Raw genomic sequence first — 12,394 nt, 5'->3', positions numbered from 1 at the left:
GATTCATTCGGTCTCCTTCCCACTTCAACCATACACCAGAACCAACACACAGGATTCCAGGGTCTGCGCGCGTCGCTCCGCTCCTTGCTCCGCCCTGGAATGACGAATTCGAGGGCAGGCGCTTGCCATTCGTTTCAAAATATGGATTCGATAATAGATGAAGTCGAAACATTATCTATAATTCACACGAGCCAAGGAAGACACCGTGACCAACGCAGCCATTTCGACCCAAAACCCCTCCTTCAGCCCATTGCGGCTGCACAGCCGTTCGCTCGCCTGGCAGATCGGCGCGGTGATCCTTGGTTCGCTGTTCCTGGCGCTGTCGTCCTATATCGAGGTGCCGATGGTGCCGGTCCCGGTCACCATGCAGACCTTCGCCGTCACCCTGGTCGGCGCGCTTTATGGCTGGCGCTTCGGTGCGCTGACCATCGCCGCCTGGCTCGTCGAGGGCGCCGCCGGTTTCCCGGTTCTTGCGGGCGGCGCCGCTGGCATACAGCATTTCGTTGGCCCGACCGGCGGCTATCTTTTCGCCTTTCCGGTCGTCGGCGCTGTCGTCGGCTGGCTGGCCGAACGCGGCTGGAACGGGAACCGCGTCATGCTTGCCTTCGCTGCCATGCTCATCGGCAACCTGCTTTGCCTGGTTCTGGGCACCGCCTGGCTTGCCGTCATGATCGGCGCTGAAAAGGCCATCACCTTCGGCTTCGTGCCTTTCATCGTCGGCGGCCTGCTCAAGTCGGCGCTGGGGGCGGCGACGCTGAAGCTCTTTTCCACCTATCGTGCGGAGCAAGGCGACCGCTCGTCCGGGACGCGATGACCGTCAAGCTGCGCGCCCATCATCTGCTCTGCCTGCTGACCTATGTCGGCAAGGGCTACTCGCCGGCCTTCACCGCCAATTACGACAAGGTGGTGAAGCGGTTGGGTGAGCGCGAGGCGGTGGTGATCGTTGCCGGTCCGGACGACGTCTGCGCCCCGCTGCTCGGTGAGCCGGAGCCGCATTGCCTGCGCGAGAGCGCCGCCGAGCGGGACCGGATGGCGGCGCGCGATGTTGGCGCTCTCCTCGGGCGGCCGATCCAGGCCGGAGACCGGTTGGTGCTGGACGCCCACAAACTGGCGGGGATGCGCAAGGCTTTTTCCGCCGGCCTGACGCGCCAGGCGTGCTCTGGCTGCGAATGGTCCGGCCTGTGCGATACGGTTGCCGCCAGCGGATTCAGCGATACCTATCTGTAGGCAATCCGATGCCGCATATGGGCGTCCCGGGCCTGCGCGCGGGATTTTCGCTGGCGCGGCATCGTTTTTTAAGCCGGATGATTGCATTGTGATTCGCCCGGCAATTGAAGCCTGACCCCAAAAAGGCCATGCTTTGACCGGAAAAGAGCGAGTCTGTGGGCGGTCCGCCAAGGGCGGGATCGCATCTGGCTGAAAGGGATACGATGCGGCAAGGACGTGCGCGCTGGCTGACGAGGCTGGCATTTTTGACCGGTGTGGCGCTTTGGGTGCTGCCGGTCCAGGCCAAGGAAGAGGCCCGACCGCTGCAGATCACGTCTTTCTCGGGCGCCTATCTCGCGGCTCATATCGCCGAAAGCGACAACGATCTCGACGATGCGATCGCCTATTACAAGCAGGCGCTGGCCTTTGCGCCGAACGACAAGGAATTGCAGCAGAGCCTGATGCTGGCTCTGGTCGCGCAAGGCCGCTTCGAGGAATCGCTCGTCTATGCCGATAAGCTGAAGGAAGTGCCGGACGTCGAGCGCTTCTCGCGCCTGGCTCTGGCCATCGATTCCTTCCACAAGAAGGACTACGCCAAGGCGCAGTACTGGCTGAAGCTCTCGCTGGAATCCGATCTCGACCGGCTGCTCTCGGGCGTCATGGACGGCTGGGCCAAGGAAGGTGCCGGCAACGCGTCCGAGGCCATGGACTCCATCGACAAGCTCAAGGGTCCGGACTGGTTCGGCCTGTTCAAATCATTCCACCGCGCGCTGATCGCCGACGCCGCCGGCCTGAACGACAAGGCCGAGGAACTTTACGCCGCCACCATGGCCGATACCGCGGCCGGCGGCTCCGCGCCCGAAACCTGGATGCGCAATGCGCAGGCCTATGCCTCGTTCCTGGTCCGCAAGGGTGACAAGTCGAAGGCGCTGGCGGTGTTGAACCAGGCCGAGGCCTTCGCGCCGGGCAAGCTCGAGATCACCACGCTGCGCGACCGCATCAGCAAGGGCGACAAGATCGAGCCGCTCGTCACCGGTCCGGCCGACGGCGCATCCGAAATCCTGCTTGACCTTGCCACCGCGCTCAACCGCGGCGGCGGCGAGCCTTTTGTGCGGCTCTATCTGCAATATGCCCTGGCGCTGAAGCCGGACAGCGACGCAGCCCTTGTGCAGCTTGCCGCCGTGGCCGAGCAGCTTAAGGACGGCGAAGGCGCCGTCTCGCTCTACCGCCGCATTCCGGCGTCCTCGCCGCTGAAGGAGCTCTCCGACCTGCAGATCGGCCTCAACCTTGCCGATCTTGACAAGCATGATGAGGCGATTTCGCATCTCAAGGCCTATCTCGAAAGGCACCCGGACGACATGCGCGCCTATCTGGCGCTTGGCGGCGTCTATGGCTCGAAGGAAGATTTCCGCTCGGCCGCCAGTCTCTACGACAAGGCTGTCGACCAGCTGAAGACGCCGACCGCCGCCAACTGGAACATCTTCTACCAGCGCGGCATCGCCTATGAGCGGCTGAAGGAATGGCCGAAGGCGGAACCCAATTTCCGCAAGGCGCTGGAGCTGCAGCCCGACCAGCCGCAGGTCATGAACTATCTCGGCTATTCCTGGGTCGACATGAACATGAACCTCAAGGAAGGCCTGGCGATGATCCAGAAGGCCGTGGATCTGCGGCCGAACGACGGCTACATCGTCGATTCGCTGGGCTGGGCCTATTTCCGCATGGGCCGCTTCGACGACGCCGTGCGCGAGATGGAGCGCGCCGTCTCGCTGAAGCCCGAGGATCCGGTCCTCAACGATCATCTCGGCGATGCCTACTGGCGCGTCGGCCGCAAGCTCGAGGCCACCTATCAGTGGACGCAAGCACGCGACCTGAAGCCCGATCCGGATGTGCTCGCCACTTTGCAGCAGAAGCTGCTCAAGGGCCTGCCGCCGATCGAATCCAACACCGCGCAGGAAACCCCCAAAGTGAAGCCGGAGCCGACGCCCGCGCCGAAAGGCTGAGCCTCTCGCCAGCGTTCAAGAAAACGGGGCTCGACGGGCCCCGTTTTTATTTCAGCTTGGCATCTGTGGAGCTTAAGGTCGGTCCGGCCCTACTGGAATGCCGGCAAACGCCAGTTCCCGAACGGAGAAATCTCAACCCGTAGGCTGTGTTTGCGTTGGCAGGCGGCATGCGTTGGAGATTGGGCCGAAATGCCCAGCCCGTCGTCATCCACGGGCGGAGCAAGGAGCGAAGCGACGCGCGCAGACCCGAGGATCCATTCCGTGACTTCTGAGCGCTGCTGCGGTGCAGAATTCTGCTCCGCTGCACTCCGCGGCTCAGGTCACGGAATGGATTCCACGGTCTCTGCGACGTCGCTTCGCAGCTGCTCCGCCCTGAAATGACGAGGTTGGAAGGCTTCAACCAATCTCAGCGGTTGTCGTGGAAATGACCGGTGACAATCTTGCGCCGACAAACAGCTGCCTTTCCCTGTGTCGAGGAAACTAGAACATTTTTCTATAGACGACGAACCCCGACTTCTCGCCGATCTTGTCGTAGAGCTGCATCGCGGTGTGGTTCGTCTCATGCGTCAGCCAGTAGACGCGGTTCGCGCCCGCTTGCCTGGCGCGCTCATAGACGCCTTCGATCAGCGCCCGGCCGACGCCGTGGCCGCGCGCGGCCTGCGTGGTGAAGAGGTCCTGCAGATAGCAGCTCGGCGCGATCGATGTGGTCGAGCGATGATAGAGATAGTGCACGAGGCCGAGGAGCTTGCCCCCCTGCTCGGCCACCAGCGCATGCACCGGCTCATAGGCATCGAAGAAACGCGACCATGTCATCTGCGTGATCTCGCCGGCAAGCGATGTCGGCCCGGAGCGTCCGTAAAACGCGTTGTAGCCGTCCCACAGTGGCAGCCACTGCTCGTAATCCTGCCGTGTGACGGGTCGTATGGTGAGTTGACCGGACATAGCGAAACCTCTGTGGTTGAGCTGGAACGGAGCAAACGGCGGCCGCCGCTCGACGGCAATGGGCCAGCCCGCCGCAAAGCTTTCCGCCTTGCCGGGCGCGAGCCTCCCGCCTTGACGCTCGGCGGCCCGGCAACTAGGGAAGCGTCATCCCGCGCTTTCCGAGGCCGCCGTGACCATCGAAATTCCCGCCCATATGCATCCCAGCCGCTCCTTCCAGGGGCTGATCCTGACCTTGCACAATTACTGGGCGGACTATGGTTGCCTCATCCTGCAGCCCTACGACATGGAGGTCGGCGCCGGCACCTTCCATCCGGCCACCACCTTGCGCGCGCTGGGCCCGCTGCGCTGGAACGCGGCCTATGTGCAGCCCTCGCGCCGCCCGAAGGATGGCCGCTACGGCGAGAACCCGAACCGCCTGCAGCATTATTACCAATACCAGGTGATCCTGAAGCCCAATCCGCCGAACCTGCAGGAGCTCTATCTCGGCTCGTTGAAAGCAATCGGCGTCGATCCGCTGCTGCACGACATACGCTTCGTCGAGGACGACTGGGAAAGCCCGACGCTGGGCGCCTGGGGGCTCGGCTGGGAGTGCTGGTGCGACGGCATGGAAGTCTCGCAGTTCACCTATTTCCAGCAGGTCTGCGGCATCGAATGCGCGCCGGTGGCGGGCGAGCTGACCTACGGCCTGGAGCGGCTCGCCATGTATGTGCAGGGCGTCGACAATGTCTACGATCTGAACTTCAATGGCCGCGAGGGCGCCGAGAAGGTCACTTACGGCGACGTCTTCCTGCAGGCCGAGCAGGAATATTCGCGCCACAATTTCGAATTCGCCAACACCGCGATGCTGCTGAGGCATTTCGAGGACGCCGAGGCCGAGTGCAAGGCGCTGCTCGATGCCGGCACGCCCAAGCCAAGCGACAATCTGGCGATGCATCGCATGGTCTTCCCGGCCTACGACCAGTGCATCAAGGCAAGCCATGTCTTCAACCTGCTCGACGCGCGCGGCGTCATCTCGGTCACCGAGCGGCAAAGCTACATCCTGCGCGTGCGCAATCTGGCCAAGGCCTGCGGCGAAGCGTTCCTCAAGACGCGGGCGGGCGGGCTGGCGGCGGCCTAAGCCGATACGGCTTTCGCGGCCGCGATGGCAGCGCCGGCCGGCAATACGATCTGCGCCGATGCGCCGTCGATCGTGCGCATGGCCTGCCTGATCCCCGGCATCGTGATCGTGCCATGCGCCTGGGCGGCGAAGCAGGCGCTGAGCGCCAGGATCTGCAGGGTTCTCGATACCGTCTTCATCGCCGTTCAGCCAATAGGTCTCTGCCTGAGCGTTTGTCGCTTCAGCGCAGCGTTCGGTTCATGGGAAGTTCTGCCCCAAGGACGGGCAGCCCCGCGCCGTTCCGACAGCGGGCCGAAAAATTCCGCGAAATCGGTCGAAGAGGCGATCTGCTGGCGGGGTGACAGCGGGCGGCCGAGTTGCTATTTCCCGCCCATTCGTTTCGGCGCTTCGCGCCGACCCTCCCCATCAAGGGGAGGGGAGGGAGCCAATCAATGCCCGACTTGCTGCTCGAACTTCGCTCCGAGGAAATTCCCGCCCGCATGCAGCGCAAGGCGGCCGGCGACCTCAGGAAGATGCTGACCGACGGTCTGGTCGAGGCGGGTCTCACCTATGAGGCGGCGCGCGAATATTGGACGCCGCGGCGTCTGGCGCTCGACATCCGTGGCCTGACCGCGCGCTCGAAGGACATCCGCGAGGAGATCAAGGGTCCTTCGACCACGGCGCCCGAGCAGGCGGTGCAGGGCTTCCTTCGCAAGGCCGGCCTTTCGTCGATCGCCGAGGCGCATGTCCATTCCGACCCCAAGAAGGGCGACTTCTACGTCGCCCATATCTCCAAGCCGGGCCGGGCGGCGGAGGAAATCATCGCCGAGCTGGTGCCGGGCATCATCCGCGCCTTCCCTTGGCCGAAATCGATGCGCTGGGGGCCGGCCTCGGCGAAACCCGGCTCGCTGCGCTGGGTACGGCCGCTGCAGTCGATCGTCTGCACCTTCGGGCCGGAGACCGAGGAGCCGGTGATCGTCGATTTCGAGATCGACGGCATCCGCGCCGGCAATATCACCTATGGCCATCGCTTCCATGCGCCGGGCCCGATCACCGTGCGCCGCTTCGACGACTATGTGGCGAAGCTGGAGGCGGCCAAGGTCGTGCTCGATGCCGACCGGCGCAAGGAGATCATCCTGGCCGATGCCCGCAACATCGCCTTTGCCAACGGCCTCGACCTGGTCGAGGACGAGGGCCTGCTGGAGGAAGTGTCCGGCCTGGTCGAATGGCCGGCCGTGCTGATGGGTGAGTTCGAGCAGGATTTCCTCACCATTCCGGGCGAGGTCATCCGCCTCACTATCCGCGCCAACCAGAAGTGTTTCGTGACGTCGCGCCCGATCTCCCCCTCGCAGGGGGAGATGTCGGCGAAGCCGACAGAGGGGACTCAGCGCGAGGCCCCCCTCTCTGCCCTGCCGGGCATCTCCCCCTCTAGGGGGGAGATTGGCCAATCGCTTTCGAACCGCTTCGTGCTGGTCGCCAACATCGAGGCGAGCGACGGCGGCAAGGAGATCGCCTACGGCAACGGCAAGGTGGTGCGCGCGCGCCTGTCCGATGCGCTCTATTTCTGGCGGACCGATCAAGGCGATTTGCCCGACCTCGATCAACTCGCTGAGTCGGCGGCGAAGTTCGACCTGGATTTGAAGAAGCCGCTCGACCAGCGCATGGCGCGCCTCGATCATCTCAACGTGACTTTTCACGCGAAGCTGGGCACGCAAGGCGCGCGCGTTGAGCGTATCAAGCGGTTGGCTGAGGAACTGGCGCCGACGGTCGCCTCCGGCGACATCTCCCCCTCGAGGGGGGAGATTACCGCGCTCGCAAGCCGTGCCGCCGTGCTTGCCAAGGCGGACCTGCAAACCGAAGTGGTCGGCGAGTTCCCCGAGCTGCAAGGCGCCATGGGCCGCAAATATGCGCTGCTGCAGGGCGAGCATCCGTCGGTCGCCGCGGCCGCCGAGGAGCACTACAAACCGCAAGGCCCATCCGACCGCGTGCCGACCGATCCGGTCTCGGTTGCCGTCGCGCTCGCCGACAAGCTCGACACGCTCACCGGCTTCTGGGCGATCGATGAAAAGCCCACGGGCAGCAAGGATCCGTTCGCGCTGCGACGTGCGGCTCTTGGCGTGGTCAGGGTACTCGTCGAGAACCGGATTCGTCTGGCGCTGACGTCTGTTTTCGCCAAGGCCTTTGAAAACTTCAAAGGCGGCGCGGACCAGTCGTCCGACCTCCTCGCCTTCTTCCACGACCGTCTGAAAGTCTATCTGCGTGAAAGCGGTGCACGGCATGACTTGATCGATGCCGTGCTGTCAGCGGGCTCGCGCCCAATCTCCCCCACAAGGGGGGAGATCGGCCAATCGCCGAACGACGACCTGTTGCAGATCGTGCGCCGCGTCGAGGCGCTCGGCTCCTTGCTCGACACCGAGGAGGGCAAGAACCTGCTTGCCGGTACCAAGCGCGCCGCCAACATCCTGGCCGCCGAGGAGAAGAAGAAAACAGCAATCGCCCGGACCGTTGAGCCGGCGCTGTTCCGCGAGGAGGCGGAAAAGAAGCTTTTTGCCGCGGTGAATCAGGCCGAGAAGGAAGCCGGCCAAGCAATTCAAAACGAAGATTTTTCTGCCGCCATGCTGGCGCTTAGCGTGTTGCGCGAACCGGTTGATTCATTCTTTGAGCGTGTTCTCGTGAATGATGAGGACCAGGCCGTGCGCGCCAACCGTCTGGCGCTGCTCGCCCGCATCCGCGCCGCCACCGACCAGGTCGGGGATTTTTCAAAAATCGTCGGCTGACGGCTCGGAAAACCGCACATTCGAGCCTGCCCACATCGGCTAGGATGCCGGCAGGCTTGAACAATTCGGCGCCCGAAATTTAATGCGCCGGAGCCGGCTTACAGTCATATGACGATGACCTCCGCATGGGACAAAGGTGCATGTCGTCCAGAAGCGCTGAGCGGTCCTGGGGCAACGACATGCATCAACCAAAGACTTAAGGCGCGTTGCCCGAAATCGTTTCGCTGGGCACGCCGTAAGACATTCCCCAAACACGGAGGCATGCCATGAATTCCGTTGACGATATCGACCTGAATGAAGAGACCCCGGCCGCCGCCGAGGCGATCGAATCCGCTTCCGAAAACCTTCTCGACCACGCTGCCGCCGCGGCGGTCGAATCCGCCGATCCGTCCGAAGACGGCGACGAGGAAACCACTGCCTCGGCCGACGACGAGCCGGACGATGAAGATGAAGGCGACGAAGACGGCGACGAAGAAGCCAAAGCCTCGGGCGACGATGAGTCCGACGACGAGGATGAAGATGGCGACGATGATGAGGACGAAGCCGATGAGGATGAGTCCGACGATGACGACAAGGAAGAAGCGGCCTGAGCCGTCCCTCTGTCTGAAGTACGAGGGGCGGCGTCGCGCGTCGCCCTTTTTTCGTCGGTGCGGCTCTTGTCGGTCTTCCAGGAAGATTGACCCGTCAATCCTCCACTATGCTGACCCGCACGCTGTCCGGATAGACATCGACCTCGATCAACGGCTCGCCATTGACGATGGCGCGCCGGGTCGAGCTGCTCATGGCGCCGCCGCGTTCCAGCATGCGCTGCAGGTCGGCGCGCGAGCCGTCGCTGCGGAACCAGGCATCACCCTGGTCGTCGCTGTCGCGCCGGTGGAATTTATGCCAGTTGGCGCGGTCCTGCCGCACCATCTGCGCCGCGCTGCCGAGCGGGTAGCGGTCGCTGGCGCGGTGATCGCGGTCAGAAATCCGCGCGGTGTAAGAGCCAAGCATGTCGTCGGCCCGTGCCGTACCCGTGCCCAGTGTCGTCGCCGCCAACATTGCGGCAACGGTCATTGCTTTCGAAACAGTCATGAAACCCCCTTTTGAAATGCCGGCGCAATCGTGCCCGATCCGATCACGGGAATCGGACAGCTTAAGCGCCTAGCATACCAGGGCCGGATCCAGTGTGATCTACATCGCCTTGCCGACGCGCGGCACCGACGGGGCGCCTTGCGGCTGCGCGCCGCCGCCCGACGCATTGGCCGTCGCGGCCGGCTGTCCGCCGGTTCCGCTGTTGCCGTTCGAAGCGGACGCTGTGCCGTTCGCGGGCGTTGCCGGCGTGGTGCCGTTTGCCGGCGCGGCGGCGGTAGTGTTTGCCGGTGCTGTGGGCTTGGCCGCCGCGGGCGTTTCGAAAGCGCCGCCGACAATGCCGCCGCGAATGATCATCGGGGCCTGCTGGCGCCCGGACTTCGCGGGGATTGCCGCGACCTTTTCGTCGGTGACGGCGGGCACAGGCTCGCCAAGCGCTATCATCGACGGCGCCGAGGCCGCGGACAGCTTGGTCGGGTCGATCGCATTCAGCCTGATAACCGAAGGCGTCGAGGTCGAGGGTGCCACCACGACGATTGACGAGGCATGTGCCGCGCCGTTCATCGCCAGAAGGCTGATACCGAAAGCTCCGAGCAAACGCATTACAAACTCCCAAGCCGCAACCGCATTGAACCCGCACCCTAGGGCCGTCCGATTGAAGCCGGCTTGCACGGGAACTTAACATTTTAGGGATTGATAAATCGCCAATGCCCGCACTTGCCCGATGCAAGCGGCCGTATTACGGGACCGGCATGTTCAGGACTGGTGGCGGATTTGGCTGAGATACTGGCGGTCGGCGAGGCTATGGAGCAGGCATTGGCGCTGCTCGAAGGGGGCGACGTCGTCGCCATCCCGACAGAGACGGTTTACGGCCTGGCCGGCGATGCCACCAATGGCATTGCCGTGGCGCGCATCTTCGAGGCCAAGGGTCGGCCGCGCTTCAACCCGCTGATCGCCCATGTCGCCGATCGCGCGATGGCGGACCGTATCGCCGGCTTCGATCCGCTCTCGGCAAAACTGGCCGAAGCCTTCTGGCCGGGTCCGCTGACGCTGGTGCTCCCGCAGCGCGCCGGCAACGGCATCCACCCGCTGGTCACCGCGGGGCTGGACACCATCGCGCTGCGCATGCCGCGTGGGTTTGGCGGCGAGCTCATCGCCCGGCTCGGCAGGCCGCTCGCAGCCCCGAGCGCCAATTCCTCCGGGAAAATCAGCGGCACGACAGCGCAGGCGGTCGCCGCCGATCTCGGCGACAGGATCAGGCTGGTCGTTGATGGCGGCGCGACGCCGGTCGGCCTGGAATCGACTATTCTCAAGGTCGAGAACGGCAAGTTGCGGCTGCTGCGGCCCGGCGGCATCGGCGCCGAGGAGATCGAGGCGGTGGCCGGTGCGAAGCTGTCGCGCGGCGCCAGCGGCATCGAGGCGCCGGGCATGCTTGCCTCGCATTACGCGCCGGGCGCCGCGATGCGGCTCAATGTCGGAAAAATTGCCGAAGGCGAGGCGTTGCTTGCGTTCGGCCGCAACCGCGCCGAGGGCTGGGAACGGGCCGTTGCGCTGCGCAATCTCTCTGAAAGGGGCGACCTGCGCGAAGCGGCAAGCAACCTCTTTGCCTATATGCAGGCGCTCGACCGTGTCGGCGCCGCGACCATCGCCGTCGAGCCGATCCCGTTCGAGGGCCTGGGCGAGGCGATCAATGACCGGCTCGCCCGCGCCGCCGCGCCGCGTGATAAGCCGGCCTGAGTCTATCTCTCTGTTCTGACGCAATTCCGGACGGAAACCGCTTCGCACTTTTCCTGGAATTGCTCTAGTCTCGCCGCCCATGAACGATCAGCCCTTGGACCTCGATCCCGCCCTCATCGACCGCTTCGCGGCAATCGTCGGCGACAAATATGCGTTGCGCGATCAGGCCGACATCGCGCCTTACATCACCGAGCGGCGCGGCCTTTGGCACGGCCGGACATCGCTGGTGCTGCGCCCCGGCAGCGTCGAGGAAGTGAGCCGCATCATGCGGCTGGCAACCTCGACCGGAACCCCGATCGTGCCGCAAAGCGGCAACACCGGGCTGGTCGGCGCCCAGGTGCCGGACAGATCCGGCCGCGACATCGTGGTCTCGCTGTCGCGACTGAACCGCATCCGCGAGATCGATGTCCTGTCGAACACGGTGACCGCAGAGGCCGGCGTCATCCTGCAGACGCTGCAGGAAGCGGCCGACGCCGCCGACCGGCTGTTTCCGCTCTCGCTCGCTGCCCAGGGCTCCTGCCAGATCGGCGGCAATCTCTCCTCCAATGCCGGCGGCACCGGCGTGCTTGCCTACGGCAATGCGCGCGAGCTCTGCCTCGGCGTCGAAGTGGTGCTGCCGACCGGCGAAGTGTTTGACGATTTGCGCAAGCTGAAGAAGGACAACACCGGCTACGATCTGAAGAACCTCTTCGTCGGCGCCGAAGGGACGCTCGGCGTCATCACCGCCGCGGTAATGAAATTGTTCCCGAAGCCGAAGGGCAGGGAGGTGGCCTTTGCCGGCCTGCCATCGTCGCCGAAAGATGCGCTTTCGCTGTTCACCCTGGCGATGGATCGCGCCGGCGCATCGCTCACCGCTTTCGAGCTGATCGGCAAAAGGCCATACGATTTCACGCTCAAGCACGGGCAAGGCATCACGCGGCCGCTGGCCGACGACTGGCCGTGGTATGTGCTGATGCAGGTCTCTTCCGGCCGCTCCGAGGAAGACGGCAGGGCGCTGATCGAAGAAGTCCTGGCCGAGGCTCTCGATCAGGGCGTCGTCGGCGACGCGGTAGTATCGGCAAGCCTTGCCCAAGGCGACGCCTTCTGGAATTTCCGCGAGACGCTTCCCGAATGCCAGAAGCCCGAAGGCGCTTCGATCAAGCACGACATTTCGGTGCCGATCGCCTCGATCCCGGAGTTCATTGAAAAGGCGGCCGGCGTGGTGGAGGGAGTCTGCCCCGGCGCGCGCGTCGTCTGCTTCGGCCACATGGGCGACGGCAACCTGCACTACAACATCTCGCGTCCCGTGGATTGGCAGGACGAGGCGTTCCTCGAACTCTACCACCCTATGAACCAGGCCGTGCACGATGTCGTGCGCTCCTTCCATGGCTCGATCTCGGCCGAGCACGGCATCGGCCAATTGAAACGCGACGAGCTGATCGCCACGGCGCCGCCGATGGCGATCGACCTGATGCGCCGCGTGAAGGCCGCCTTCGATCCGGCAGGCATCATGAATCCCGGTAAGGTTATCTGATCCTCACCTCATCCGGCGGTCGGTCGCATTCCGATAACCATTGGCTCAGATC

At 64.3% G+C, this 12,394-nt stretch carries 12 protein-coding genes; 8 read left to right on the top strand and 4 right to left on the bottom strand.

Annotation, left to right across the window (positions count from 1 at the left end):
* The first annotated feature begins 205 nt into the window (after window positions 1-205).
* The 3 genes from LB526_RS28995 (at window position 206) to LB526_RS28985 (ending at window position 3,206) form a co-directional block, all read left to right on the top strand.
* The gene (locus tag LB526_RS28995) at window positions 206-814 is read left to right on the top strand and encodes a biotin transporter BioY (RefSeq protein ID WP_224546925.1); all 609 of its coding nucleotides are present in this window, start codon (window positions 206-208) and stop codon (window positions 812-814) included.
* Window positions 811-1,227, top strand: coding sequence for a DUF1284 domain-containing protein (locus tag LB526_RS28990; RefSeq protein WP_224546935.1), 417 nt, complete (start codon window positions 811-813; stop codon window positions 1,225-1,227). The genes LB526_RS28995 and LB526_RS28990 overlap by 4 nt, the downstream gene beginning before the upstream one ends.
* A 203-nt stretch (window positions 1,228-1,430) precedes the next feature.
* Window positions 1,431-3,206: a tetratricopeptide repeat protein gene (locus LB526_RS28985; RefSeq protein ID WP_224630598.1), complete on the top strand. Its 1,776-nt coding sequence runs from the start codon at window positions 1,431-1,433 to the stop codon at window positions 3,204-3,206.
* A gap of 480 nt (window positions 3,207-3,686) precedes the next feature.
* On the opposite strand, the gene LB526_RS28980 is transcribed toward LB526_RS28985, so the two are convergent.
* Window positions 3,687-4,148, bottom strand: coding sequence for a GNAT family N-acetyltransferase (locus LB526_RS28980; protein WP_224630597.1), 462 nt, complete (start codon window positions 4,146-4,148; stop codon window positions 3,687-3,689).
* 193 nt (window positions 4,149-4,341) lie between these two features.
* Here LB526_RS28980 and LB526_RS28975 point away from each other — a divergent pair, with 193 nt between their 5' ends.
* Window positions 4,342-5,265: a glycine--tRNA ligase subunit alpha gene (locus tag LB526_RS28975; RefSeq protein WP_224630599.1), complete on the top strand. Its 924-nt coding sequence runs from the start codon at window positions 4,342-4,344 to the stop codon at window positions 5,263-5,265.
* Here the strand turns inward: LB526_RS28975 and LB526_RS28970 are convergent.
* Window positions 5,262-5,444, bottom strand: coding sequence for a hypothetical protein (locus LB526_RS28970; protein ID WP_224630596.1), 183 nt, complete (start codon window positions 5,442-5,444; stop codon window positions 5,262-5,264). The two genes, LB526_RS28975 and LB526_RS28970, sit on opposite strands and share 4 nt — an antisense overlap.
* A gap of 252 nt (window positions 5,445-5,696) precedes the next feature.
* Here LB526_RS28970 and glyS point away from each other — a divergent pair, with 252 nt between their 5' ends.
* Together glyS and LB526_RS28960 are read left to right on the top strand one after the other, a co-directional pair.
* A complete protein-coding gene (gene glyS / locus LB526_RS28965) occupies window positions 5,697-8,021 on the top strand; it encodes a glycine--tRNA ligase subunit beta (RefSeq protein ID WP_224630595.1) in 2,325 nt (774 codons plus the stop codon).
* A gap of 266 nt (window positions 8,022-8,287) precedes the next feature.
* Entirely contained in the window at window positions 8,288-8,611 is a 324-nt protein-coding gene (locus LB526_RS28960) for an ATPase (protein WP_224630594.1), read from the top strand.
* 94 nt (window positions 8,612-8,705) lie between these two features.
* On the opposite strand, the gene LB526_RS28955 is transcribed toward LB526_RS28960, so the two are convergent.
* Window positions 8,706-9,095, bottom strand: a complete 390-nt coding sequence (locus LB526_RS28955) for a hypothetical protein (RefSeq protein ID WP_224630593.1) — start codon at window positions 9,093-9,095, stop codon at window positions 8,706-8,708.
* Between the two features lie 99 nt (window positions 9,096-9,194).
* The gene (locus LB526_RS28950; protein ID WP_224630592.1) at window positions 9,195-9,695 is read right to left on the bottom strand and encodes a hypothetical protein; all 501 of its coding nucleotides are present in this window, start codon (window positions 9,693-9,695) and stop codon (window positions 9,195-9,197) included.
* A 171-nt stretch (window positions 9,696-9,866) separates the two neighbouring features.
* Here LB526_RS28950 and LB526_RS28945 point away from each other — a divergent pair, with 171 nt between their 5' ends.
* Together LB526_RS28945 and LB526_RS28940 are read left to right on the top strand one after the other, a co-directional pair.
* A complete protein-coding gene (locus tag LB526_RS28945) occupies window positions 9,867-10,829 on the top strand; it encodes an L-threonylcarbamoyladenylate synthase (protein WP_224630591.1) in 963 nt (320 codons plus the stop codon).
* A 79-nt stretch (window positions 10,830-10,908) separates the two neighbouring features.
* Window positions 10,909-12,342 (top strand): FAD-binding oxidoreductase, encoded by a 1,434-nt coding sequence (locus LB526_RS28940; RefSeq protein WP_224630590.1) that lies wholly within the window; start codon window positions 10,909-10,911, stop codon window positions 12,340-12,342.
* The last annotated feature ends 52 nt before the right edge of the window (window positions 12,343-12,394 follow it).

The sequence above is a fragment of the Mesorhizobium sp. CA6 genome (assembly GCF_020165035.1).
In the GTDB taxonomy this organism is placed as follows: domain Bacteria; phylum Pseudomonadota; class Alphaproteobacteria; order Rhizobiales; family Rhizobiaceae; genus Mesorhizobium.
The sequence above is the reverse complement of the archived record's forward strand: the minus strand, read 5'-3'. Positions and strand labels throughout refer to the sequence as shown.